The 23,028-nt window shown below is 63.8% G+C and carries 21 protein-coding genes; 8 read left to right on the top strand and 13 right to left on the bottom strand.

Annotated elements, in window-relative coordinates; translation table 11 throughout:
• The first annotated feature begins 12 nt into the window (after positions 1 to 12).
• Entirely contained in the window at positions 13 to 921 is a 909-nt protein-coding gene (locus tag EPN80_RS12960) for a LysR family transcriptional regulator (protein WP_293027737.1), read from the top strand.
• An 89-nt stretch (positions 922 to 1,010) separates the two neighbouring features.
• On the opposite strand, the gene EPN80_RS12965 is transcribed toward EPN80_RS12960, so the two are convergent.
• From EPN80_RS12965 to EPN80_RS12975, 3 genes are all read right to left on the bottom strand, one after another.
• On the bottom strand, positions 1,011 to 1,637 hold the full coding sequence (locus EPN80_RS12965; protein WP_293027740.1) for a LysE family translocator: 627 nt from the start codon (positions 1,635 to 1,637) through the stop codon (positions 1,011 to 1,013).
• Between the two features lie 85 nt (positions 1,638 to 1,722).
• Positions 1,723 to 2,001 carry a hypothetical protein gene (locus EPN80_RS12970; protein ID WP_293027743.1) on the bottom strand — a complete coding sequence of 93 codons (279 nt, stop codon included), beginning with the start codon at positions 1,999 to 2,001 and terminating at the stop codon, positions 1,723 to 1,725.
• Positions 2,002 to 2,284: 283 nt separating this feature from the next.
• Positions 2,285 to 2,488, bottom strand: a complete 204-nt coding sequence (locus tag EPN80_RS12975; protein ID WP_047214869.1) for a cold-shock protein — start codon at positions 2,486 to 2,488, stop codon at positions 2,285 to 2,287.
• Between the two features lie 331 nt (positions 2,489 to 2,819).
• Here EPN80_RS12975 and EPN80_RS12980 point away from each other — a divergent pair, with 331 nt between their 5' ends.
• Positions 2,820 to 3,530 (top strand): peptidoglycan DD-metalloendopeptidase family protein, encoded by a 711-nt coding sequence (locus tag EPN80_RS12980; RefSeq protein ID WP_293027747.1) that lies wholly within the window; start codon positions 2,820 to 2,822, stop codon positions 3,528 to 3,530.
• A gap of 41 nt (positions 3,531 to 3,571) precedes the next feature.
• Here the strand turns inward: EPN80_RS12980 and mdoH are convergent, their stop codons facing one another.
• The 8 genes from mdoH to EPN80_RS13020 form a co-directional block, all read right to left on the bottom strand.
• The gene (gene mdoH, locus EPN80_RS12985; RefSeq protein WP_293027750.1) at positions 3,572 to 6,079 is read right to left on the bottom strand and encodes a glucans biosynthesis glucosyltransferase MdoH; all 2,508 of its coding nucleotides are present in this window, start codon (positions 6,077 to 6,079) and stop codon (positions 3,572 to 3,574) included.
• The gene (locus tag EPN80_RS12990) at positions 6,052 to 7,644 is read right to left on the bottom strand and encodes a glucan biosynthesis protein G (RefSeq protein WP_293027753.1); all 1,593 of its coding nucleotides are present in this window, start codon (positions 7,642 to 7,644) and stop codon (positions 6,052 to 6,054) included. The genes mdoH and EPN80_RS12990 overlap by 28 nt, the downstream gene beginning before the upstream one ends.
• A gap of 121 nt (positions 7,645 to 7,765) precedes the next feature.
• Complete coding sequence (locus EPN80_RS12995) at positions 7,766 to 8,620, bottom strand: alpha/beta hydrolase (RefSeq protein WP_293027755.1); 855 nt, start codon at positions 8,618 to 8,620, stop codon at positions 7,766 to 7,768.
• A gap of 107 nt (positions 8,621 to 8,727) precedes the next feature.
• Complete coding sequence (panE, locus tag EPN80_RS13000; RefSeq protein WP_293027757.1) at positions 8,728 to 9,654, bottom strand: 2-dehydropantoate 2-reductase; 927 nt, start codon at positions 9,652 to 9,654, stop codon at positions 8,728 to 8,730.
• A gap of 92 nt (positions 9,655 to 9,746) precedes the next feature.
• Positions 9,747 to 10,121, bottom strand: a complete 375-nt coding sequence (locus tag EPN80_RS13005; protein ID WP_293027761.1) for a RidA family protein — start codon at positions 10,119 to 10,121, stop codon at positions 9,747 to 9,749.
• Positions 10,122 to 10,185: 64 nt separating this feature from the next.
• Positions 10,186 to 10,608: a PaaI family thioesterase gene (locus EPN80_RS13010; RefSeq protein ID WP_293027765.1), complete on the bottom strand. Its 423-nt coding sequence runs from the start codon at positions 10,606 to 10,608 to the stop codon at positions 10,186 to 10,188.
• Between the two features lie 298 nt (positions 10,609 to 10,906).
• Complete coding sequence (locus EPN80_RS13015) at positions 10,907 to 12,100, bottom strand: Wzz/FepE/Etk N-terminal domain-containing protein (RefSeq protein WP_293027768.1); 1,194 nt, start codon at positions 12,098 to 12,100, stop codon at positions 10,907 to 10,909.
• A gap of 299 nt (positions 12,101 to 12,399) precedes the next feature.
• On the bottom strand, positions 12,400 to 12,846 hold the full coding sequence (locus tag EPN80_RS13020; RefSeq protein ID WP_293027771.1) for a MarR family transcriptional regulator: 447 nt from the start codon (positions 12,844 to 12,846) through the stop codon (positions 12,400 to 12,402).
• Between the two features lie 143 nt (positions 12,847 to 12,989).
• Here EPN80_RS13020 and EPN80_RS13025 point away from each other — a divergent pair, with 143 nt between their 5' ends.
• Genes EPN80_RS13025 through EPN80_RS13040 form a run of 4 tightly spaced genes read left to right on the top strand, consistent with a single transcriptional unit; the run spans position 12,990 to position 16,712 of the window.
• Positions 12,990 to 14,705, top strand: a complete 1,716-nt coding sequence (locus EPN80_RS13025) for an FAD-dependent monooxygenase (protein ID WP_293027773.1) — start codon at positions 12,990 to 12,992, stop codon at positions 14,703 to 14,705.
• Positions 14,702 to 14,878 (top strand): DUF2783 domain-containing protein, encoded by a 177-nt coding sequence (locus EPN80_RS13030; protein ID WP_293027775.1) that lies wholly within the window; start codon positions 14,702 to 14,704, stop codon positions 14,876 to 14,878. The genes EPN80_RS13025 and EPN80_RS13030 overlap by 4 nt, the downstream gene beginning before the upstream one ends.
• A 43-nt stretch (positions 14,879 to 14,921) precedes the next feature.
• Entirely contained in the window at positions 14,922 to 15,668 is a 747-nt protein-coding gene (locus EPN80_RS13035; protein WP_293027776.1) for a class II aldolase/adducin family protein, read from the top strand.
• Positions 15,669 to 15,713: 45 nt separating this feature from the next.
• Positions 15,714 to 16,712: a 2-dehydropantoate 2-reductase gene (locus tag EPN80_RS13040; protein WP_293027778.1), complete on the top strand. Its 999-nt coding sequence runs from the start codon at positions 15,714 to 15,716 to the stop codon at positions 16,710 to 16,712.
• Between the two features lie 36 nt (positions 16,713 to 16,748).
• Here the strand turns inward: EPN80_RS13040 and EPN80_RS13045 are convergent, their stop codons facing one another.
• Both EPN80_RS13045 and kch read right to left on the bottom strand, forming a co-directional pair.
• On the bottom strand, positions 16,749 to 18,056 hold the full coding sequence (locus EPN80_RS13045; protein ID WP_293027781.1) for an SGNH/GDSL hydrolase family protein: 1,308 nt from the start codon (positions 18,054 to 18,056) through the stop codon (positions 16,749 to 16,751).
• A gap of 79 nt (positions 18,057 to 18,135) precedes the next feature.
• The gene (kch, locus tag EPN80_RS13050) at positions 18,136 to 19,341 is read right to left on the bottom strand and encodes a voltage-gated potassium channel protein (RefSeq protein WP_293027784.1); all 1,206 of its coding nucleotides are present in this window, start codon (positions 19,339 to 19,341) and stop codon (positions 18,136 to 18,138) included.
• A gap of 221 nt (positions 19,342 to 19,562) precedes the next feature.
• Between kch and EPN80_RS13055 the strand changes: the two genes are divergently transcribed.
• Entirely contained in the window at positions 19,563 to 21,281 is a 1,719-nt protein-coding gene (locus EPN80_RS13055; protein ID WP_293027787.1) for a bifunctional diguanylate cyclase/phosphodiesterase, read from the top strand.
• Positions 21,282 to 21,676: 395 nt separating this feature from the next.
• Positions 21,677 to 22,933: an ABC transporter substrate-binding protein gene (locus EPN80_RS13060; RefSeq protein ID WP_293027790.1), complete on the top strand. Its 1,257-nt coding sequence runs from the start codon at positions 21,677 to 21,679 to the stop codon at positions 22,931 to 22,933.
• Positions 22,934 to 23,028: the final 95 nt, after the last annotated feature.

The raw sequence follows: 23,028 nt of genomic DNA on the forward strand, positions 1-23,028 counted from the left end.
GCGCGAGCGCCGATGAACAAATTACGCGAGATCGAATGCTTCATTGCGGTTGTCGAGGCCGGCAGTTTTATCAAGGCAGCAGAAATCATCGACGCCTCCAAGACGGCCGTCTCGCGCCATGTGGCCGATCTCGAGGCGCGACTCGGCACGCGGCTGTTGCAGCGGACGACCCGCAAGCTGTCGCTGACTGAATCGGGGCAGGAGTATTTCGAACGCTGTCGGCAGATTCTGGCGGAACTCGATCAAGCCGACACGCTGGCCGGCGCGCACACCATCAAGCCGGCCGGACTGCTGCGCATCAACGCGCCGCTGGCATTCGGCGTGCGGCATCTGGCGCCGCTATGGCCGCTCTTCATGCGCGAGTATCCGGACATTACGCTCGATATCGAACTGTCGGACCGACTGGTGAATATCGTCGAGGAAGGATACGACCTGGGCATCCGCATCGCCCGTCTGCCCGACTCGTCGCTGGTTCACCGCAAGCTGGCTCACACGGAGGTCATCGCCTGCGCCTCGCCCGCTTACCTGGCCGCGCACGGCACACCCGCGCATCCGGCCGAGCTGGTCTCGCATCAAACGATCAGTTACAGCTACGCGTCGCACAAGGACGAGTGGCGTTTCAAGGGGCCGGACGGCTCGGTTTCGGTCAAGACCCGGCCATGCTTCTATGCGAATAACGGCGATACATGCCTGACGGTGGCGCGCGCCGGTGCGGGCATCGTCCTACAACCTGCGTTTCTGGTGGCGCAAAGCCTGCGTGAGGGGCAATTGGTCCGCTTGTTTCCGGACTATAGCGCCGCCGGTATCGGCATCTACGCGGTCTACCCGACTCGCAAGCATCTGACTGCCAAGGCCCGAGTACTGGTCGACTTTCTGAGCGACGCGTTTGCCAACGCCAGTTGGGCCCGGCAGGATCAATAAGCAGCCCGCAGAACGGGTCAGCCCCGTCGTCACCTCCCGTCCGGTCAGGAGAAGACCGTGCGGCGTAGCCGGGCCGGCTTAACGGCTGCCTAGCGGTGGACCGCCGCCATCAAGGCGCCGAATCCCATGAAAACGCCGCCACTGAGCCGATTGAAAGCCTTCAGCACGCGCGTCTGCTTAAGATATGGCGCAACGCGCAAGCCGCTCGTCGCGTAGACCGCGTACCAGCTGACTTCGATCACCGCGAAGGTTGCCAGCAAAATCGCGAATTGCGGCAGCTTGGGCGCGGCAGGATCAATGAACTGCGGCAAGAATGCCGCGGCGAAGAGAATTGCCTTGGGGTTGCTGCTGGCCACCAGGAACCCGCTCTTGAACAGCGAACGGCGCGTTGCCTTGACCGGTGCTTCAGTCGCTTCGTCGACCGGTTTGCTCACCGGCGCACGCCAGCTCTTGAAGCCGAGATAGACCAGGTAGGCGGCGCCAACGTAGCGCAGCGTATCGAACACCACCGGCCAGGTTTTGAGAACTGCACCGAGTCCGGCCGCGGAGATCGACATCATCAGCAACAGCGCACTCATGCAACCGGCCATCGTGGCGACCGACGGCCGCAGGCCATGCCGTGCCCCGTGCGTCATCACCAGCAGCATGTTGGGCCCCGGCGTAGCGGAGATGAGGAAAACCGTCACAACGTACAACCACCACGTCTGCAAGCTCATGTGTCACCCGGAATACGTTCGTATCGAACACGGTCGGCGCAGTCGGCGACCGCCTCGACCCAGACCGGTATCGTAGCGCAGTTCGTCAGTGAACGTGGGGATGGTTGTAATGTTCGAGCCGAATGCTCTCCCAGTCGGCGACCTGTTCCAGGCTGGCCAGACGCCGAATCTCGTCCTGCCCGGCCTTGGTCAATAGCGCGATGACCAGCGGATAGCGAACACCGCTGACTTCGTAGTCGCTGCGTGTCGACTCGATCAGGCCGAGCGAGCGCAGATAGTCGAAAAGCGTCGAGCGCTTGTACCAGGGAACCTTGCGCAACTGCACGTGGCGCAGTGCGTCGAGCACAGAGCCGTTTGAGACCATAACCTTCTCCTTGTCGGACGCGCCGCCATCTCGTGGACGAAGCGATCCACGCAAAACCAGCCGCCGATTCAGAATTCGGTTGGAGTACTTCGCCAATGCCCCGCCGGCTGCTCACGCAAGGTTCATGATACGCCGCGGACCCTCCGTGGTACAGGATAAATACCGAGGGAAAATACCGAAAAAAAATGGCGGGTGGACAGCTCTGAATTGCTGTCCACCCGCCATCCGTATCGTTTTACGGGCACCGCTCCCGGTCAGGGCGCAACGCCGCGTTCAGCGATGCTTAGAGCGGCTTGATGTTGGCGGCTTGCTTGCCCTTCGGGCCGGTCTTAACTTCGAACGACACGCGCTGGTTTTCCTGCAGCGACTTGAAGCCTTCGGTCTTGATTTCCGAAAAATGAGCAAACAGATCTTCGCCGCCAGCATCCGGGGTGATGAAGCCGAAGCCTTTAGCGTCGTTGAACCATTTGACGATACCAGTATCCATGTTTCTTTCCAAAAGATAAAAATCAAACAATCGAGATGAAAATCATCCCGCGAACGCACGAAAATCAAGGGGAGGAAATGAAGAACTGAAGTACCGGCGAACGCTGGAGAACAACAATGAGCAACAACTTCGCACTTGACAATCTGCGTGGGCCTTTATACGCCGGATTTAAAATCGTGTCAAACAATTTATTTACCGGCCCGTCGGCACTGCCCGCGCACCCGGTCGTTTTTTAGTTGTCGCTGCGGCGCCTGGCCGCGCTTGCCTTTACAATCCCCACTTTTGCCAACCACCGCGAGTCCCTTCCGGATTCGTCAAACCGACACACAGGATGATCAGCGCAGCTCCCTTGCCCACTCGAGCCACCCCTTCACGCCCCCGCCGGCGACTCGCATTGTTGCTGCTTCCGGCATTGCTCGCCGCGTGCGCGTCGGCCCCCTCGGGCGGCCCGGTCGGGGACGGTTACTACCGGGTTCGCTCCGGCGACACGCTCGGCAAGATCGCGCAAACCTATCGTCAGAGCGTCACGAGCCTGGCACGCTGGAACAATCTCTCCAACCCCAATCGAATCGACGTCGGCCAGGTGCTGCGTGTAGCGCCGCCGGCCGGCGCGGGCGAGGCCGCCAGCAGTCAAACCGTCCCACCGGCGGCCAGCGACAATGCGCTGCCGGCGAGCAGCATTGCGCTGCGCTGGCCGGTTCAGGGCCCGGTCATCGCACGCTTTAATGGCACCAGCAACAAGGGGATCGACATCGGCGGGCAACTCGGCCAGCCGGTGGTCGCAGCGGCCGCCGGCAAGGTCGTCTATGCCGGCAATGGTCTGCGCGGCTACGGCAATCTGGTCATGCTCAAGCACAGCGGCGGCTTCCTGACCGCCTATGCCCACAACCGGGTCATCCTGGTCAAGGAGGGACAATATGTTGCGCAGGGCCAGCAAATCGCGGAGATGGGCAGCACCGACAGCCAACGCGTCCAGTTGCACTTCGAATTGCGCCAGGAGGGCAAGCCGCTCGATCCGCTACGCTACCTGCCCAGCCGCTAGACGCTGACCTGGCGGCCCTGGCGCCGCTTGTGGGGCGGGCGCTAGGGAGACAGCAAATAACCTTGCTGCAACCCGCCCGCCAGGGCGGCACGCCAGCCCGGGTGCGCGTCGGCTTGCGTCCACACCGCCAGATGCAGCGCGGACAAAGCCAAAGGATCGCTCAGCAACCGGCTTTTCTGCTTGTCGGGCAAATCATCGGGTCCATTGGCCAGCGCCTCGCGCACCATTTCGGCACGCCTCGCCACATCATTACTGCGCGGCGGCCGTAGCCTCGCACTGGCGCATGCGAGCGCGTTGACCACTGGATCGACCACCGCCTTGACGAAGTCCGGCCCCGGCGAAGCCGTCTCGGTATACTTCTGCGCCCAGCGCAATTCTTTCGGCGGCCACGACTCCTCCGGGATCAGAAACAGCCGCATGCGGCGCAAGCGTCGCCCCAGCGATACCCGGCTCGAGAACACCGAAAGCGGCACCGACAGCGCCAGCGCGCCGACGATCGGCAGCAGCCAAAGCAGGTAAGCCGGATTGAGCCAGTAGACACCCACAGCCCAAACGATGCCCAGCAGCGAATGCCACCCGTGCCGGCGCAACGCCTCGCCCCAGGTCGTCTCGGCGTCCTCGCGCGGCGGCGACTTCCACTGGATCGACCACCCGGTGAACGCCGCCACCACGAACTGGGTATGAAACAGCATGCGTATCGGCGCCAGCAAGGCGGACAGCACCATTTCGATGGCCAGGCCCAGCGTCAGGTTGAAGGCCCCGCCAAAACGCGTCGAGTCCTTGAACCACAGCAGGATCACACTCAGAACCTTCGGCAGGAACAACAGTGTCGCGGTCGCGCTGAACAGCGCGATGGCCCGTTCGGGGTGCCATTGCGGCCACAACGGAAACAACTGGCGCGGCTCGACAAAATACTGCGGCGCCACCAGCGTGTGCTTGGCCAGCATCACGGTGGAGAGCAGCAGAAAAAGAAACCATAGTGGCGACGACAGATAAGCCATGACGCCGGTGACAAAAACGGCACGGTGCACGCCATGAATGCGCTCGGCCAGAAACAGCCGAAAATTCATCAGATTCCCCTGACACCAGCGTCGATCGCGCTTGAGCTCATCGAGCAGGTTGGGCGGCATTTCCTCGTAGCTGCCCGGCAAATCGTAGGCGATCCAGACGCCCCAGCCGGCGCGCCGCATCAATGCGGCTTCGACGAAATCGTGCGACAGAATCTCGCCGGTCAGCACCCCGCTGCCCGGCAACGGCGCCAACGCGCAGTGCTTCATGAACGGCGCCAGGCGGATAATCGCGTTATGGCCCCAGTAGTGCGATTCGCCCAACTGCCAGTAGTGCAGCCCGGCGGTAAACAGCGGGCCATAAACGCGCGAAGCGAATTGCTGCAGCCGTGCGTAGAACGTTTCGCGCCCGGCCGCCAGCGGCGCGGTCTGGATGATGCCGGCGCCCGGGTTGGCCTCCATCATGCGCGCCAGCTTGCCCAGACACTCGCCGCTCATGATGCTGTCGGCGTCGAGCACGATCATGTAGCGATAGTTGCCGCCCCAGCGCCGACAAAAGTCGTCGATATTGCCGCTCTTGCGCTTGACCCGGCGCTGCCGCCGGCGATAGAAGATGCGGCCGAAGCCGTCGACCGCCCGGCACAGCGACAACCATGCATCGGTTTCGGCCACGCATACGTCGGGATCGTTGCTGTCGCTCAACACGAAAAAGTCGAAGGCCGCCAAATCGTCGGTTTTGGCCAACGATTCGTAAGTCGCTCGCAGGCCCGCGAACACACGCGGCACGCTCTCGTTGCAGATCGGCATGACCACCGCGGTTCGCGCGCCCTCGCCAAGCGGCTCCTGGCCGACCGCAGTGCGCGAAATGACGTAGCGGTCGCGGCCGAACAGCAGCACGAAAAACCCCATGATGGCCGTCCAGAAGCCGGCCGATACCCAGCAGAACAGTATCGCGAACAGGACCAGCGCAACGATCTCCAGCGGATCGCGTCCCTGATAGGGCAGCACGGTGCTCATGAAGTGGGTGGCCAGCGCCGTTTGCGCCAGCGTGAGAACCAGCAGCATCATGCGCCGGACACGACCGGCATGACGCCATCGCCCCCGCGGGTCGGGCGAATCCGGGGCCGGCGCGTGAGCGCGCCCGCCGAACAGGCCACCGAGCCAGCGCGACAGTGGGTTGAGCGACCAGGGGTGAGGACCGATGGGCGTGCGCGCCACTGTCGGCGCACTCACGATCTGTACCCCATCGCCGCGGCCGTGCTGCGCGATAACCGGCGTCGCGTCGGCCTGCGGCGCCCCGTAGGCCAGCTCGAGCCGCCTGAATACCGACCCGTAGGCAGGCTCGTCCGGCACCTGCGGCGCATCCCCGGCCAAGGCGCGATGCAAGCGCACCAGCGCCTGGGCATCTCCGCCTTCGCACTCGCCAACCCGCTCGAGCAGCGCCAGGCGATCCTCAGCGCTCAGCGGCAACTGATCGGCATAGCGCTCGCTCGCCGGGACATCCTCGCGGCGGTTTATTCTGGGGGTAACAGGTAGCTCCACGTTTCGGACAAAGTAGTGTTTCCGCTGTGCAGGTAAGCGCGCAGCTCGACTGGTTTTTCGTTGTCGAGGCGGCGCATGCGCACCAACAGGCGCCAGCCTCCCGTCACATCGTTGTGCTGCGTGGACGCCTCGAGAATCTTGCCATTGCCGTCAGCCGAAACGTTTCCTTCCACTTTGGCGCTGGCAGGCAGCTTGGCGAGCGCCGGCCCCTCGAAATCCAGGGCGAAAAGGATGCTCCCGTCGGGTTTGCCTTGCGCGCCCTGTCCGCGTCGCGTTTGCATGACCCAAGAGGTCTGCGGACGGTCGGCCGCATCCTTACCCCACAGCAAGCGATACTCGAAATCATACGGCTGCTTGGGGTGAGGCGACTTATCAGGTACCCAATAGGCCACGATATTGTCATTGGTCTCGTCCGGCGTGGGAATCTGCACCAGTTCGACCCGCCCCGCCCCCCACTTGCCGCGCGGCTCGACCCAGGCGCTCGGGCGCAAATCGTAGCGGTTATCGAGGTCTTCGTAGCTGGAGAAATCCTGGTCGCGCTGCATCAGGCCAAAACCCGCCGGGTTGCTCAAGGCGTATGAAGACACCAGCAGTCGCTTGGGGTTGACCAGCGGCCGCCAGATCCACTCGCCGGTGCCCGAGTGAATCGACAAACCGTCCGAATCGTGTACCTCCGGCCGGATACTGGGCACCGCGGAGGGTTGATTCTCGCCGTACAGGTACATGCTGGTCAGCGGCGCGATGCCAAGCTTGCTGACATTCGCGCGCATGAAGATGCGCGCCTTGACATCCATCTCGGTGTGCGTGCCGGGGCGCAAAATGAAGCGATAGGCGCCGGTTACGCTCGGAGAGTCGAGCAGTGCGTAAATCGTCAGCTCTTTCGCGCCGGGGGCCGGGCGCACGATCCAAAAATCGACGAACCGCGGAAATTCCTCGCCCGAACTCAGTGCCGTATCGATTGCCAGCCCGCGCGCCGACAGGCCATAGACCTGCCCCTTGCCGACCGCCCGAAAGTAACTCGCGCCGAGAAACACCAATACCTCGTCCTTGTGCTTGGGCGTATTGAGCGCATAGTGCACGCGAAAGCCAGCAAAGCCCAGCTTGCTCAACTGCTTCGGATCGAGCTTGTTCGCGCCGTAGTCGAACATGTCGGGGTTGAAGCGGATCGGCAGCACGCGCCCGTCGTTGACTTCATTGATCTGGACGGGGTGGTCGTAGAAAGAGCCCTCATGAAAAAAGCCGAGCTCGAAGGGCAGCTTGGTGCCGCGCCAATAGGTGTCTCTCGGCTTGAGGCGGATCTCGCGATATTGCTGGTAGCTGAGATCGCGCAGCGCTTTGGGCAAGTTCGAAGGCTGCGCCTTGTAGGGAGCAGCCGCCATCGTCTGGGCGCGCCACGCCACATCGCTGAAACCGAACGCGTGGGCGCTCGGCGCAGCCGCCCAACCTGCCAGCGCCAGCGCGGCCCCGGCTGCGAAAAATGCCAGTCGGCCTGTGTCATGCGCGCGTTTGACCGCGCCAGGTATCCGCTTGAACGGATTCATGGCCAGCAGAAATGTCATCAGCATGTATTGCTCTTATTACGATCGGCGACGAAAAAGATTGCGCCAAAGCAGCGATTTTACGCGTCTGCGGGATTTCCCGCAGTAACAATGCGTAACTTGCGCGCCGGGGACTGCCGCCCGCCGCCTATTGGCGCGTCAGACGCAGTCCGGGCTGGTTCGGCAACGCTTCGCAACGGTGCGCGCGTACGCCATCGACAAACGCCTCCACCGTCGGCACGATGATTTTCTCGATGGCTCCATTGCCGTAGCCGAAGCCGGCCAGATTCATATGAGTGGCGTGGTCGATCACGCCCAACCAGTGGCAACCGGCGGGCAGATCGGCAAACGCTTGCGTGCGCACTCGCCACGAACCATTCGGCGCATCGTCGAGCGTGCCGGTCAGCAGCAACAGGGGCTTGCTCAAATGGTGCCAGGCATCGGCGGGAAAAATCGGTCCGCGCCCCTCCGGCGAGAGAGCCACATAGGCATCGAAACGATCACGCCCCTGGAGTCCAAGCCGATTTTCGGCGCCGGCCTCGAGCATCGCCGTCACGGCCCCCATCGCATGGCCGATCAGCACCGCCACCGGCGCGCGGCACTGCGCGCGAGCCCAGGCCAAAGCCGCGGCTACATCGTCGAGGCGATCCCGGTAATCGTCCGGGGTGGTCGATAACGAAAACAAATCGTGCCGAAAACGTCCATTGCGCAGACGATCGCGCAGTGATTCGGGATCACGCTCGCGGTGCAGCAGCATCACCGCGCGCCAGCCATGCCGCTGCAAGGCGGTGGCCAGGTAGGTCAAGCCGCCGCGGTCGTCGCCGCTTCCGGGCGAGAGCACCGCCAGCGGCGCACAGGCTTGCCCGCTCGGCGCATAGACCGCCAGCCTGGCCTGGCGCCCGTCCGGGCGGCGCACCGACAAGACGCCTTGTCCGCGCGCCAGCATCGCCACGCCGCCGCACAGAAGCAGCAACATCAACGACCGCAGCCATTTTCCAGACATGGGGTTCCCCGCGCAGCACAAAACAGATTCCCGGCTATCTTAACGCGGATTAGGTCGGATTCCTCAGAGTAAGCGGCGATGCCTCGCGGCTCGCCGGTCGGCGGGCCTCAAGCGGCACTGTCGCGACGCACCAGGTAAGCCTGCAGGTGGCACCACGCCACGCGCAACACCGGCATCTCGACGCCCGCCAGCTGGCCGCGGCGGATCATGTCGCCAACGATGTGCTCGCCCTCGATGCGATAGCCCGCTTCGAGATCGCGCAGCATCGATGCGGTCATCGGCGAGCCGGGCGCCGTGAGTGTCTTCAGCGCGGCCTTGCGCGCCGCCTCGCGCATCGCGTAACCGCCGGCGCGCGCCACCGCCTCGCACTCGGCGTAGATCGTCTCCATGATCCAGCGGCCCTCGTCGGTCGCGATGATCGCGCCGATGCTGGCGCGCATCAGGCAGGTCGAAGCCGCCAGCGCGGTGAGAAACACGTATTTCTCCCACACGTCCTGCATCACTTCGTCGCTCTGGCGCGTGTCGAAATTGGCGGCGGCGAAACATTCGGCGATCGCCCGGCAGCGGCCCGCGGGCGCCTGCGCGTCGCGCTCGCCGAACACCAGCGTGTGAAAGTCGCTGAGATGGCGAATTTCGCCCTCCGGGCCCTTGACCACGCTGATCAGGCACAACCCGCCCAACACCCGATCGCGCCCGAACGCCGCGTCGAGCCGGTCGTAGTGCCGCAGGCCGTTGAGAATCGGCAGGACAGTCGTGTCCGGTCCCACCGCCGGCGCGATCGCCTCGATCGCACTGTCCAGGTCGTAGGCCTTGCAACTGAGCAAAACCAGATCGAATGGCGCAAGCCCTTCGGCCGTGGTGTACCGCACCGGCATTTGCATATCGCCGCGCGCACTCCGGATCACCAGCCCGTGGGCGGCGAGTTCGGCAGCCCGCCCGGGGCGCACCAGAAACGTCACGTCCGCGCCCGCCTGCGCCAGGCGCCCGCCAAAATATCCGCCCGTGCCACCTGCGCCCAATATCAGAATACGCATTGCACTTCCTTCAACTTGTGGTCCAGCCAACGATCATAGCGCAGCACGCGTTCCGGCCGCCTCGGCCGGCCAGACCGATTTCACGGCGTCCGCTATGCCAGCGCCGTCACCTGCACTTCCAGCAGGCAACCGGGCGCCAACTGCGGCGACACCGTCACCGTCCGCGCGGGCTTGTGTTCGCCCATGACCTGAGCGTACGCCAGATTGACCTCGGCCCAATGACTCATGTCGGTCAGATACACCGTCACGTTGACGATACGCTCGAGCGCGGAGCCGGCGGCGCGCAGAATCCGCTCGACATTGGCCATGACCTGCCGAGTCTGTGCATCGGCGCCCTGCGGCGGGTTACGCCCTTGCCCGGGAATGAACGGCAATTGGCCCGCGACGAATACGAAACCGTTGGCCACCACGGCCTGGCTGTAATGACCGGCCGGCGTCGGCGCTTCGGGCGTAAAGCATGTTTGCATGATGAGAAAAAAGATAGGTCGACAAAGATACGCGGTGCAGGGCGCCCCGCGCCCTGCCGTCCCGCTAGTAAAGCACCATTTGGGTACATCGGAACAGCGCGATCGTTCGGCCGTCCGGATCGCGCACCGTGGCATCCCAGATTTGCGTGCTGCGGCCCAAATGCACGGCCACGGCCTCGGACGTCAACCAGCCCTGTGTGCAGGTGCCCAGAAAATTGCTTTTCAGCTCGATGGTGGTGAAATTCTTCGCCTCCGGCGGCAAATGCGCCAGGCAGGCGTACCCGCAACTGGAATCGGCCAGTCCGATCACGCTGGCGGCATGCAGATAACCGTTGGGCGCCAGCAATTCGCGCCGCACCTGCATCCTGGCGCTCAAGCGGCCTTCGGCGAGGTCGGTAATCTGCAAGCCGAGCCAGTCGGGCAACGACCCCTGCTGGCGGTGGTGCAGGAAGTCGATGGAAACGTCGGGTCTCAGCATTGCCTTCATGGTGTTCTGTTCCTGGCAGTCGGTCACTGATTCAGTCGGCGGGCGCACCCTCTGCGGCGCAAATACCCGTGTAGCGGGTCATACCCGCGTCGATAACCCCGACAGCATATAACGGATCGCCGCTATCCGCGTGCCGGCGCGGCGCATGCAGCCATCCGCAGACCAGAGCAGGGCGCGGTTCAGGCACTCAGCAGCCTATCGGCGACAACCTTGCGGAAGCGGGAAAATCAGGGGGTTCGCCGCTCGCGTCGGAGCAGGCCCGGGCGCGCCCGGCAGATTGCCGGGCGCAGGAAGGAATTCAGGCCGCGACCCGGGTCAGATGCCGGGCCGGCGCATTGTATTCGGCCGATTGCATCAACGCATCGAGCAGCAGCACCACCACGCACGCTGCCGCGCCGCCGAGCATCAGGGACAGCACAAGCAGTACCGGCATGCCCGGTCCGGAGCGATGATCCGGCAGCGTCGGGCCGGAAATAAAACGGGCCTTCTGCAAATACATGGCCTTCATCCGATCGGCCGTCAGCGAAATATCGTTAAAAACCTCGCGAACCTGATCGTTGGTCAGATCCTGCGTTTTGAATGTGTCCTTTTGATCGGCCAGAAAGGCAGCCAGCATCGCGGCACCAGTCAGCGGCTGCCGGCTGATCGCCTCGACCCGCGCATAAAACGCATAGCTCAAGGCATTTTGCGCCGCATCCCGCTCCAGCGTGTGAATGCGCGCCTTGATGTCGGCAATGCCCGAGGCCACGCCCACGAGTTGCACCACCGGCGACAAATAGCGGGCACCGTCGGCGGCGTTGGACAGCAGTTGCCTGGCATCGCCCTTGGATGCCTGCGGATATTGCGCGGCGATTTGCTGAAGTGCTTTTTGTTTCTCCAGCGCCACCGAGAGCTTCAGTTTTTGCTGGATCAGTTGGTTATCGATTTCCTGCTTGCGCTGCAGCGCGGCGCCGGCCTTGTCGCGCACCGTGCTCATGAGGGCCTGCTGCAGCAGCGTATCTTTGATGAAATCGCCCAGGATCTTGACTCGCGCCTGTGCGCTCGCCGGCAACTCGCTGGTCAACGAAATCGAAAAGCCCAGCAGGTTGGGATCCAGGGGCGTCTTGATACCGTTCAGGTACCGCAAGTCGTCCTTGGAATACGGGAAAATCGCTGACGCATTTTTTTGCAGAAATTGTTCACTCAACTCGTTGCTCAAATAAACCGCGTCGCGGTCGTGCTCGAGCTTATTGGCCACCAGGAAACGCTGAAAAGTCCTGTTGTCGACAAGCGCGGCTTTTGCGGCGTTATATTCTGTCAACTGCATCGGCAATTGCAGAAAGCCACTGCTTTGATACTGGCATTTCTTTATAAAAATCAATGCAAATACTGCTGCAGCAAAAATGACAGACAAAACTATCACAAGCAGTCGCCTTCGCCATAGGCGCGAAAGTAGCTGCATGAGGTCAATCGTATCGTCGCTGAAATCTGTTGCCGCCCCTGACTGATTCATATTTACAACCCCGGCCTAAACTTTCCCCGCTCAAGAAATTTTCTTTGAGCCCTAACAAAAAACCTCAGAAAACTCCCACATTTCTGATGACCGGATCATACGAGAAAGTGCCCCCGCTCCGCAAGGTTCAGGCGTTTTATTTATTTGTTATTTTCTTATAATTAGAAATTCTTAATGATTATCGTAATAATTAATTAACACAAAACCTGTAGCGCTCACCGCCGACTCCGTCGACCCATCAGTTTCGATATCAATCAAACGTCCCTCTTGCACGGCCGCATCGAATCAAGACTCTTGCCTCACCCTAAACGCTCCGACTGCACCAGCAACTTGTCGAGCAGCCGATCAAACGTGTCGTGCTCGTCTTCGCTCAAACACGCGAACAACCCCTCGTAGTAAGCGCGGGCCTCGGCGAATGCATGCCTGTAGGCGGCCTTGCCGGCCGGCGTCAGCGTGACCTTGACGGCGCGACCGTCGTGCTCGTCCGGCACCCGCGCCACCAGGCCGCGCTGCACCAGCCCTTCGGCGCCGCGACTGGCCTGGCTTTTGTCCAGGTTGGCACGGCGCGCCAATTCCTGAATCGATAACGAACCCGCCGAGCCAATCGTCACCAGCGCGCGCCCCTCGCTCAGCGACAGGCCGGATAGCTCCGTGTAGCGCGCCCCCATGCGCCGGTCGTGCTGCTTCATCAGCCGGTGCATCTTGTAAGTCAGAAACGCTTCGAGACTTCGTTGCTTGGGTTGCATTAAGTGGTTTCCCTGAGTTCGGCCAAATTTAGTTGCTAACGCAACCATATCACATTAATATCGTTGCTAACGCAACTAAATCGGCATGGCCGGCAAGTGCCCACCGCTCAGCCGACCATGCCCCTTCATCGCCTGCCCAAACCATGCATCAGCCCGATATCCAACCGCGCAGCTCGCTGTATTACCAGTATCAGGTTCATCCATACGCCCGACCGCCACGCGCCGGGAGCACGGAGCCTTCAACGCCCGTGACCATTGTCGGCGGCGGCCCGATCGGCCTGTCCACGGCTTTGCTGCTAGCCCGGCATGGGGTTCGCACCGTGGTGCTGCAAGCCGAGCAGCAAGTCTCGGAGGGCAGTCGTGCGATCGTCTTCACGCGCCGCTCGCTGGAGGTGCTGCAACAGGTCGGCGTTGCCGACCGGGTGCTTGCCAAGGGGCTGCCGTGGCGCAGCGGCAACTCGTTCTATCGCGGCCAGCGTGTGTTTCGCATGGAGGCACCCAGCGACGACGACGATCGCTTCGGACCGCTCATCAATCTGCAGCAGAACATCCTGGAGGGGTACCTGGTCGAGGCCATCGCCCAGGAGCCGCTGATCGAATTGCGCTGGGGCAATCGGGTCGAATCGCTCAGCCAGGACGAGCGCGGCGTCACCCTGCAGGTCGATACGCCGGAGGGTCCCTACACGCATCGCAGCGACTGGCTGGTCGCCGCCGATGGCGCGCGCTCGACCATTCGTCAGGCGATGAATCTGCGCCTGGTCGGCGACAGCTATGAAGGGCGTTTCGTGATCGCCGACATCCTGATCGATCTCGACCTGCCGACCGAGCGCCTGGCGTTCTTCGCGCCCGACTGGAATCCGGGCAATACCGTACTGATGCACCGCGAGCCGGACAATATCTGGCGCATCGACTATCAACTGCCCGCCGGCGAAAGCCCCGAAGTCGCGCTGCGCCCCGAAGCGCTCAAGCAGCGCATCGACGCCCAACTGGCGATGATCGGCCGCGCCGGCACGCCCTGGCAGCTCGACTGGTGTTCGGTGTATTCGGCCCGCGCCATGACCTTGCCCGAGTTCGTGCACAACCGCGTCGCGTTCGTCGGTGACGCCGCGCACCTGTTGCCGATTTTCGGCGTGCGCGGCGCCAATACGGGTTTTCAGGATGCACTCGATCTGGCCTGGAAACTGGCCGGGGTCGTCAAGGGCTGGGCGCCGGCCACCTTGCTGGCCGCCTATTCCGCAGATCGCGTCGGCGCGGCGCGGGAGATCATCGCCGAAGCCGGCAAGAGCACCCGCTTCATGACACCGCCTTCGCATGGATTTCGCCTGCTGCGCGACGCGACGCTGGCATTGTCGCTGCGCCACGAATTCGTGCGTCCGCTGTTTCACTGGCGCACGTCGCGCGCGCACGACTATCTGCATTCGCCACTCAACAGCCGGGATGACGACAACGCCGCGATGCACGCCGGCCCGGTCGATGGCGCGCCGCTGCCCAACGCCCGCCTCGGTGCGGACGACTTTCTCTACGATCACCTGGGCACGGCGTTCCATTTGCTGTGGTTCAGCGACGGCAGCGCGCTCGATGCGGCTTGCGCCGCCGAGGTCGAAGCGTGGCGCGCGCGTGGCGTGCCGCTGCGCGTGCTTGCCGTGGCGGCCGGCGACCGGGCAGTGCCGGGTGCCGACGAAACGCTGCGCGACGCCGCCGCGCATCTGCACGCCAAATACGGCGCCGCGCCCGGCACCGCGTATTTGCTGCGTCCCGATCACCATGTCTGCGCACGCTGGCGTACCCTCACCGCGGCGCGCCTGCGCCAGGCGCTCGACACCGCCACGACCCGCTTGAACCAGGAGCCTCACGCATGAACCCGAGTACCGCCGGACTGGAGAATATTTACGACACGCTGGCGCTGGCCATCGACGCCACCGCGCCGGAGCAGCGCGAGCTGTTCCTGGTCAAGCTGGCGCTGCTGATGGCTCAGGCCATAGGCGACGAGCAACGCGTAAGCAGCTTGATCGCCGATGCGCAGCAGGATTAGCATCGCTTCCACCACCCTCGCACGTTCCGTCAGGATCAACGATATGACTTCACCCCGCCAGGATCTCAGCGAATCGGCCCTGCGCATCGAGCTGGCCGCGTGCTACCGCATCTTCGCGATGCTGGGCTGGACCGAGCTGATCTACAACCACATCACCGTGCGCATACCGGGTCCGCAACGCCACTTCCTGATCAATCCGTTCGGCCTGCATTACAGCGAAGTCACGGCATCCAATCTGGTGAAGATCGACCTGCAGGGCAATATCGTGGGCGCCTCCGACTGGCCGGTCAATCCGGCCGGCTTCACGCTGCACTCGGCAATCCACGCCGGCATTGCCGACGCGCACTGCGTGATGCACACGCATACCACTGCCGGCTGCGCGGTGGCCTGCAGCGCTGCCGGCCTGTCGATGGACAATTTCTATTCCGCGCAGTTGTACGGCCGCCTGGCCTATCACGACTTCGAGGGCATTACCGTGCACGCCGAGGAAGGGCCGCGCGTAGTACGCTCGATCGGCACCGCGCAAGCCGTCATCCTGCGCAACCACGGGCTGTTGTCGTGGGGCACGACGGTCCCGCAGGCCTTCGCCTATTTGTGGACGCTGCAGCGCGCCTGCGAAATCCAGATGGCTGGCGCCGCGCTGGGGCCGACCATCCCCATCGCCGAATCGATCCAGCGTCGGGCGAGCGCCGACTCACTGCAGTTCGACCCGCGCTATGGCGCAGGCGCCGACGTATTCGCCGCACTGCAGCGTCAGGTCGACCGCCTCGACGCATCCTATCGACAATAGCAACGCGATGCCGTGTCACGGTAACGCCAACCCGACAGGACACTCATGAAAATCTGCGTATACGGCCTCGGTGCCATCGGCGGCCTGATGGCGGCCAAACTCGTCAAGGCAGGCAATCCGGTGCGCGCCGTCGCTCGCGGCGCAACGCTCGAGGCGCTGCGCCGCGAGGGCTTGACGCTGATCGATACCGACGCCACCGGGCAACGGCGGAGCACGGTGCTGCCGATCGAAGCGTCCGAGCGCCCGGCCGAGCTGGGTGTGCAGGATCTGGTCATCGTGGCGGTCAAGACCACCGCACTGCCGGCGGTCGCCCGCGACATCGAACCGCTGCTCGGGCCGGACACCATGGTGCTGTCGGCGATGAATGGCATTCCCTGGTGGTTTTTCCATCGCCTGACGGGCGCGCCGCCATCGATGCGGCTGGAATCGGTCGATCCGGCCGGCGCCATCTCGCGCGCGATACCGCCCCAACAGGTCCTCGGCTGCGTGGTGCATCTCGCGGCCATCGCCGAGATGCCCGGCGTGATCCGGCACGTAGCCGACAATCGGCTGATCGTCGGCGCCCCCGACGGCAAGCTCGCCCCGCGCGTGCAGGCGATTCGCGACATGCTGGCCGCCGCGGGTTTCGACGCCACGGCCAGCGAGCGCATTCAGCAGGAGATCTGGTTCAAGCTGTGGGGCAACATGACGGTCAACCCGATTTCGGCGATCACCGGCGCGACCGGCGACCGGATTCTCGACGACGACAACGTACGCCACTTCATGACGGCCATCATGCGCGAAGCCGCCGACATCGGCCGGCGCATCGGCGTGCCGATCGACATCGATCCGGAAGAGCGCCATGGGCTCACGCGCAAGCTCGGCGCATTCAGAACATCGATGCTGCAGGACGTGGAAGCCGGCAAGCCGGTCGAGCTCGATGCGATGGTCGCCGCGGTCATCGAGATCGGTCGGCAGGTCGGCGTAGCCACGCCCTGCACCGACGCACTATTCGGATTGGCACGCCTGCACGCGCGCGTACGCGGGCTATATCCCGGCGCTTAAGCGAGCGGCAGCGGCAGCCGCCGCGCCGCGGCTTGCTTATTCGAGCGGCGAGGTCGGCGCGCCGCGCTGGGCCACCTGGGCCGGCGCCACCAGCAGTCCGAGCGGAACCGCGGCGGCCATCGCGGCATAGCCGGCATCGCTCGGATGCACATGGTCGCCGCAGTCGAAACGCGGCAACAGCCGATCCGGCATCGTCGGATCGCGCAACGCCGCATCGAAATCAATCACGCCGTCGAATGCGCCGCTGGTGCGAATCCAGTGGTTCACGGCCAGCCGCACCTGTTCGCGCTCGGGCGGCAGCGAGGCGGGCAACAGCGTGCCGCCCAGAATTCGGATGCCGCGCGCGTGGGCCTGCGCGATCACCCGGCGATATCCGGCAATCAGGTCCTTGGCCTGGACCACCACGTGCGGCGCATCGCAGTCGAGCCCGCGGCGCGGCGGTGTGGCGCCGAAATTGATATCGTTGATGCCGACCTGCAGGATCACGGCTCGCACGCCCGGCTGCGCCAGCGCATCGCGTGCGAAGCGCGCCTCCAGTCGCTGCCCGTAGCACGCGGAATCGTTCAACAGGCGATTGCCGCTGATGCCGAGGTTCAAGATCGCGACATGCCGCGCTTCGGTGCCTTGCAGGCGCCGCGCGAGCGCGTCGGGCCAGCGCCGGTTCTGGTTCAGCGAGGAATGCAGGCCATCGGTGATCGAATCGCCGATGGCGGCTACCGCGAAGGCGCTGGAACGCGTGTCGAGCGCCACGCCGGCCAGCCACAGGTAGGCCGTCGTCCGGCCGCGATACGCCTTGCCGTCGAAGTCCTCGGCGTAATTGCCCGGCGTCGAGATGTAATTGACCTGGCTGGCGACCTTGTGCCAGGTGGTCGGGGCGCCCGGCTGCGTGCTGTAAAGGCTCACCGCCAGCGCCGCGCCGGCCGGCACATCGAGCGAGACCGGATCGCTGGTGAGCTCGGCGCCAGGCGCAATCACAGCGGCGCGCCGGCCGCGGAAGCTCAGCAGCCGTTCGGTATTGGGCCGCAATGCCGCGTCGCCGGCCGACAGCGCCACGGTCGCCTCCGAGATGGCCAGCGGCTGCGTGCCGAAGGTATTGCTGAAGGTGACGCGCACGCGCTGTCCCGCCAGACGCGAGTAAACGATTTGCCGCACGGTGCGGCCGGTGACCGCCGGCGCGCGATCGTAGGAGGGCGCCGCGCGATTTTGCGCGACTGCCTGCGGCGCCGCGGCCCACGTGCCGACCCAATGGCCGTCCGCCCACGCCGCCGCGCTCGACGGCGCGAGCGCAACCGCCAGCGCGGCGCACGCCGCCGCTCGCGAGATCGTCAAACAAAAGAGTTTCATCAGGGATACCGATAGCGAAGCAAGCCGTGATTGTGCCCGAAACCGCCCGGCTCCGAGCCGCCATGGCACGGTCGACGGATCACAGGCCGACCCCGTTGTGCGAATCGAACAGCAGGCTGGCGATCAGGTCGCTGTCGATCGTTTCCTGGTTCAGCGTGCGCGCGAGCAATTCGCCAGCCAGCAGTTGCGGCGAAAAAACCATGTCCGACTGGAGCCGCTTGATGCGCTGCAAGTTCTTGGCGTCGTTGACCAGCGCCACGGTCTTGACCTGCGGCGCTTCCTCCTTGATGGCGAGAATCACGAAGGCGTTCTCCGCGTCCTCGTTGCGCAGCGCGAGCGCCACGCGCGCCGTGGCGATGCCGGCCCGGTGCAGTGTCTGGGAATCGCTCGGGTCGCCGATCACCACGTCGGCATTCTCCGGGTAGTTATGCTCGACATTGGGCGCCACGATCATGGTCAGCGCGCAACCGCGCTTTTTCAGCCCCTGATAAACGCTGTAGGCGATCGACGACGTCCCGACGATCACATAATGATTTTTGCGCGTCACGCTGGAAATCCCTCCCCTGACGATACGTTTCAGATTGCCGCCGACCAGCGGCCCGATCACCGCGCCGATCGAAGTCGCGAATACGGTAATGCCGAGCACGATGATCGAAGCCGTGAAAAAACGCGCGGTCTGGCTGTGCGGCACGATATCGCCGTAACCCACCGTGGACATCGACACGATCGAAAAATAGAAGGCGGTGCCGATATCGCGAATCGGCGGCGAAAAATCGGCCCCCAGATATAGCGAGCCGAACACCGCATACACCACCAGCGAGGCGACGCTGAGTATCGCGAACAGGCTGCTGGCGGCCAGGCTGGTCCGGTCGAAGCGCTTCCAGTAGTACACCAGCACGAGCGCCAGCGCCAGCGTGTAGCCAAATATCGTCACGTTGCGATAATCGCCCCACAGGCTGATAATCCCGGCGCCGATCAGCAGCAGCAGCGAGAACACCCAGGCGACGCGGGCGCGCAGCACGATCCCGATGCTCATCCAGATCAGCCCGGCGGCGATCACCACCTGAGGGAACGCCAGCAGGCCGAGCGAGCTGATCAGGTCCAGCCAATTGCCGAACAACCCGCCGCCGTGATGATGCTGGCGCGCGCGCTCGAGCACCGGCTGCAGCAGCATCAACCCATTGACCAGCAGCAGCGCCCCCAGGTACCAGTGCGGCGCCAGCGCATGCACGGTGCGTTCGATCCGGTTACCCAAAACTTTGAGCGAATTACCCAGTTTGCCCATCAACCCATTTCCTAGCCGGTACCAGGCGATACCTTAACAGACGCCGTCGGCGCATGCCCACGCCCCTGTGCGAAGCGCTATGGCAGAATATCGGGCGAAGTCCGGCTCAGATCGGGCGCCGCTGACAAAACGACAGGGAGGTGTGGAATGAACACGCAACGGTTTGCGTGGCGCGGGCAAATTGCAGGCCTGTGCCGAGACGCGTACGCGGCGGTGCCCCGATGATGCCCAGCAACGCCATGGCCGACGCGGCCTGGCTCGATCCGCACGACGCCCTGGCGGCCGTCGAAGGCGCCCCGTACGGCATGTTCGTATGCGACGCGAGCGGCACGTTCGAACTGGTCAACGCCGCCTACGAGCAGCTCACCGGGTATTCCCGCGAGGCGCTCATCGGCCATCGCACGTTCAAGTCGTTGCACGACCTGACCAATGCGATCCCCCAACCATCGCGAGCGGAGACCACCGCGGCCGGCAATATCGAATTCGACGGCGAATGCGTGTGCCTGCATCGTTCCCGCACCCGCGTGCCGGTGCATCTGGCGGTGTCGCGCATCGGCGCCACGGCGCATGGCACGCAGCGCTACGTCGGCATCGCGTTCGACCTGAAGCAGCACGCCCAATACCAGGCGCGGCTATGGTATGTGACGCATCATGACCATGTGACGCGGTTGCCGAACCAGACACTGCTCTCCGAGCGCCTGGAACTGGCGATCAGCCGTTGCACCCGACATGGCGACGGATTCACGCTGCTCATCATCGAACTCGACCAACTGCGCAAGGTCGGCAATGCCCTCGGGCAGCCGGCCGCCGAACTGGCGCTGCAAATCGCCGCCGAGCGCCTGCGCGGCGTGATCGGTCCCGACGACACGATCGCCTGCGTGGGCGGTACGCAGTTCGTCCTGGTCGCGCAAGCCACCGGCGCACAAACCAGTGCGCTGGTCGAGCTGATCCGCGCGCGCCTGGCCGAGTGGCCGGAATTCACCCAGATGCCGGTCTCGCTGGCCGCCAGCATCGGCGGCGTGAGCTTTCCCGAGCATGGCGCGACCGCGGGCCTGCTGATGCGGCGCGCCAATGTCGCGCTGGCCGAGGCCAAGCGCGCCGGCAGCGGTAATTCGCGTTTTTTTTGCCCGGCGATGGAGGCGGAGTCGACGCGCCAGCTGGAACTCGAGACCCTGCTGCGCGGCGCCATCGACAACCGGCAACTGCATCTGGTGTATCAACCGCAAATCACGCTGGCCACCGGCGAGCTGGCCCTGGCCGAGACGCTGCTGCGCTGGCGCCATCCGACTCGTGGCGCGATCAGTCCTGCCGAATTCATTCCGGTGGCGGAAAAATCGGGTTTGATCGATCAGTTGGGCGAGTGGGTCATTCGCAATGCGTGCCGCGAGGCGAGCCAGCTGTTGCGCCGCGTGCGCAATATGCCGCGGATTTCCGTCAACGTCTCGCCGCAGCAACTGCAGCGCCAGGACGTGCTGGGTATCGTCACGCGCGCGCTGGAAGACAACGCGCTCGAGGCCCGATACCTCGAAGTGGAAATCACCGAAGGCGTGCTGCTCGAGCATACCGACACGGCGCTCGAGACGATTCAGGCGCTGCGCCGGCTCGGGGTCGAAATCGCGGTGGACGATTTCGGCACCGGCTATTCGAGCCTGGCCTACCTGACGCGCCTGCCGGTCGATCGACTGAAGATCGATCAGTCGTTCATTCGCCGGATGCTGAGCGATCCGCAGTGTCACGCGATCGTCGAGGCGGTCATCGCCATGGCCCACGCACTGAAGTTGCGCGTGACGGCCGAAGGCGTGGAGAGTGCGGCGCATGCCGCTCGACTGACCGAACTCGGTTGCGACGAAGCGCAAGGCTTCTGGTTTTCCCGACCGCTCGGCCAGCAGGGCCTGTACAACGTTCTGCGCCCGTTCGATGGCGACACGTCCTCCCGATAAAGTCGTACCGCGGCCCACTCAGTGTTAACCCGTGGCCCGGCGCGCATTGTCGGGTCGCGACCCCCGCCCCAAGGCCCGGACTGGCGAGCCTTGCCAAGGGTCGCGCTCCCCAGGGTCGCACGACATCTGCGTGAAAACCCCTAAGATTTAATCCTGACGGATTAATCGGATCCTGTCGTATATTGTTATCAGCGATGCGATAGGACTGCTTGACAGGCAGTGTCCCGTCAACTCGTAAAAATGTCGGTGTACTAGCGCATTCGAAAGAACGGCCACGCCGCCCCGGGGATCATTCCAAGACGATCGTAGGCCTCCAGGAGACACGCAACGCGGTCTCGTCGCGTAGGGTCACATTGCAAGCGCCGAGAGCGTTGACCATACAAGGAGAAATACAGATGGGCGATCACACCTCTTCCGGGAACCAAAAACGCAGAACCGTCCTGAAGGCCGCCGCAGCCGCGGGTGCCTTGCAAGTCGCGGCACCTTTCATCATCAAGGCTCGCGGCGAAGTGCCGGTGCGCTTCGGGCTGGATAACCCGCTGACCGGCACATACGCCGAACTCGGTAAAAACGAACGAGTCGGCTGTGAACTCGCGATCGAGCAAATCAACGCCAAGGGGGGCGTACTGGGGCGGCCGGCGGAGCTGCTGGTCGAGGACTCGACCAGTGCCGACACCGGCACGGCCGTGCAGAAGGCTCGCAAGCTAATCAGCCGCGACAAGGTGAATTTCCTGCTCGGCAACGTCAATTCGGCAATGGCCCTGGCCATGGGGCAAGTGGCCAACGAACTCAAAACGCTGCTGATCGTTACCGGCGGACACACCGATGCCGTCACCGGCACCGACTGTCACTGGAACGTGTTCCGGGTCTGCAACACGACCCGCATGGAAACCAATTCGGTTTCGAAACTGCTGTTCGAAAAGTACGGCAAGAAGTGGTTCTTCATCACGCCCGACTACGCGTTCGGACACACGCTGCAGCAAGGCTTCGAGGCCAGCCTCAAGCAGTTCGGCGGCACCGAGGTGGGCGTCGCTCTGACCCCGCTGGGCACCAGTGACTATTCCTCGTACCTGATCAAGGCCGAGGCGGCCAAACCCGACGTCATCATCTTTTTGACGGCCGGCGACGACGCGGTGAATTCGCTCAAGCAGGCGGTGCAATTCGGCCTGAACAAGCGCTTCCACATTGCCGGCGCCCAACAGGAACTGGAGGTGCTCGAAGGCTTGCCGCCCGAGGCGCGCATCGGTACCTGGGTATTCGAATGGTATTGGCGCCAGAAAAACGTGCCTCACATCGACGACTTCGTCGCGGCCATCAAAAAGAAGGCCGGCCGCGTGCCCACCGCCCGGCACTGGTTCGGCTATGTCGCGACCTGGACCGCGGCGCTGGTGGCCAACCAGGAAAAGTCGCTCGACGCCGTCAAGCTCGCCAAGGCACTCGAAGGCTTCAAACTGCCGCCCGAAATAGCCCTGATGCCGGATACGCCGTTCTACCGGGCCGGCGATCATCAACTGATGCCCAACCTCTACGTCGGCCATGCCGTGTCGCAGGGGCCGGTGCCGGAAGACCTGTTCCACGTCGATACCGTCGTCAAGGGTGTCGACGTCGCACTGCCGGTGGCCGAAACGGGCTGCAAGATGAAGTGGTCGTAAGTGGGCTGTTGCCGGCCGCCGCGGCGGCCGGTTGATTCCATAAAATCAATAATCCGGCCAAGCCATTCATTTACGACATCGATACGCCACAAGAC

It is taken from the genome of Pandoraea sp., from assembly GCF_004297875.1.
GTDB lineage: Bacteria > Pseudomonadota > Gammaproteobacteria > Burkholderiales > Burkholderiaceae > Pandoraea.

What these genes read in the sequence shown, in the direction of transcription:
- EPN80_RS12995 (WP_293027755.1), bottom strand. Translation starts at nt 8,620, where the DNA reads ATGTCTGGAAAATGGCTGCGGTCGTTGATGTTGCTGCTTCTGTGCGGC.
- EPN80_RS13030 (WP_293027775.1), top strand. Translation starts at nt 14,702, where the DNA reads ATGAACCCGAGTACCGCCGGACTGGAGAATATTTACGACACGCTGGCG.
- EPN80_RS13060 (WP_293027790.1), top strand. Translation starts at nt 21,677, where the DNA reads ATGGGCGATCACACCTCTTCCGGGAACCAAAAACGCAGAACCGTCCTG.
- EPN80_RS13025 (WP_293027773.1), top strand. Translation starts at nt 12,990, where the DNA reads ATGCATCAGCCCGATATCCAACCGCGCAGCTCGCTGTATTACCAGTAT.
- EPN80_RS13005 (WP_293027761.1), bottom strand. Translation starts at nt 10,121, where the DNA reads ATGCAAACATGCTTTACGCCCGAAGCGCCGACGCCGGCCGGTCATTAC.
- EPN80_RS13045 (WP_293027781.1), bottom strand. Translation starts at nt 18,056, where the DNA reads ATGAAACTCTTTTGTTTGACGATCTCGCGAGCGGCGGCGTGCGCCGCG.
- EPN80_RS13040 (WP_293027778.1), top strand. Translation starts at nt 15,714, where the DNA reads ATGAAAATCTGCGTATACGGCCTCGGTGCCATCGGCGGCCTGATGGCG.
- EPN80_RS12960 (WP_293027737.1), top strand. Translation starts at nt 13, where the DNA reads ATGAACAAATTACGCGAGATCGAATGCTTCATTGCGGTTGTCGAGGCC.
- kch (WP_293027784.1), bottom strand. Translation starts at nt 19,341, where the DNA reads ATGGGCAAACTGGGTAATTCGCTCAAAGTTTTGGGTAACCGGATCGAA.
- EPN80_RS12965 (WP_293027740.1), bottom strand. Translation starts at nt 1,637, where the DNA reads ATGAGCTTGCAGACGTGGTGGTTGTACGTTGTGACGGTTTTCCTCATC.
- EPN80_RS13020 (WP_293027771.1), bottom strand. Translation starts at nt 12,846, where the DNA reads ATGCAACCCAAGCAACGAAGTCTCGAAGCGTTTCTGACTTACAAGATG.
- EPN80_RS12980 (WP_293027747.1), top strand. Translation starts at nt 2,820, where the DNA reads ATGATCAGCGCAGCTCCCTTGCCCACTCGAGCCACCCCTTCACGCCCC.
- EPN80_RS12990 (WP_293027753.1), bottom strand. Translation starts at nt 7,644, where the DNA reads ATGCTGATGACATTTCTGCTGGCCATGAATCCGTTCAAGCGGATACCT.
- panE (WP_293027757.1), bottom strand. Translation starts at nt 9,654, where the DNA reads ATGCGTATTCTGATATTGGGCGCAGGTGGCACGGGCGGATATTTTGGC.
- EPN80_RS12975 (WP_047214869.1), bottom strand. Translation starts at nt 2,488, where the DNA reads ATGGATACTGGTATCGTCAAATGGTTCAACGACGCTAAAGGCTTCGGC.
- EPN80_RS13015 (WP_293027768.1), bottom strand. Translation starts at nt 12,100, where the DNA reads ATGAATCAGTCAGGGGCGGCAACAGATTTCAGCGACGATACGATTGAC.
- EPN80_RS12970 (WP_293027743.1), bottom strand. Translation starts at nt 2,001, where the DNA reads ATGGTCTCAAACGGCTCTGTGCTCGACGCACTGCGCCACGTGCAGTTG.
- EPN80_RS13055 (WP_293027787.1), top strand. Translation starts at nt 19,563, where the DNA reads ATGATGCCCAGCAACGCCATGGCCGACGCGGCCTGGCTCGATCCGCAC.
- EPN80_RS13010 (WP_293027765.1), bottom strand. Translation starts at nt 10,608, where the DNA reads ATGAAGGCAATGCTGAGACCCGACGTTTCCATCGACTTCCTGCACCAC.
- EPN80_RS13035 (WP_293027776.1), top strand. Translation starts at nt 14,922, where the DNA reads ATGACTTCACCCCGCCAGGATCTCAGCGAATCGGCCCTGCGCATCGAG.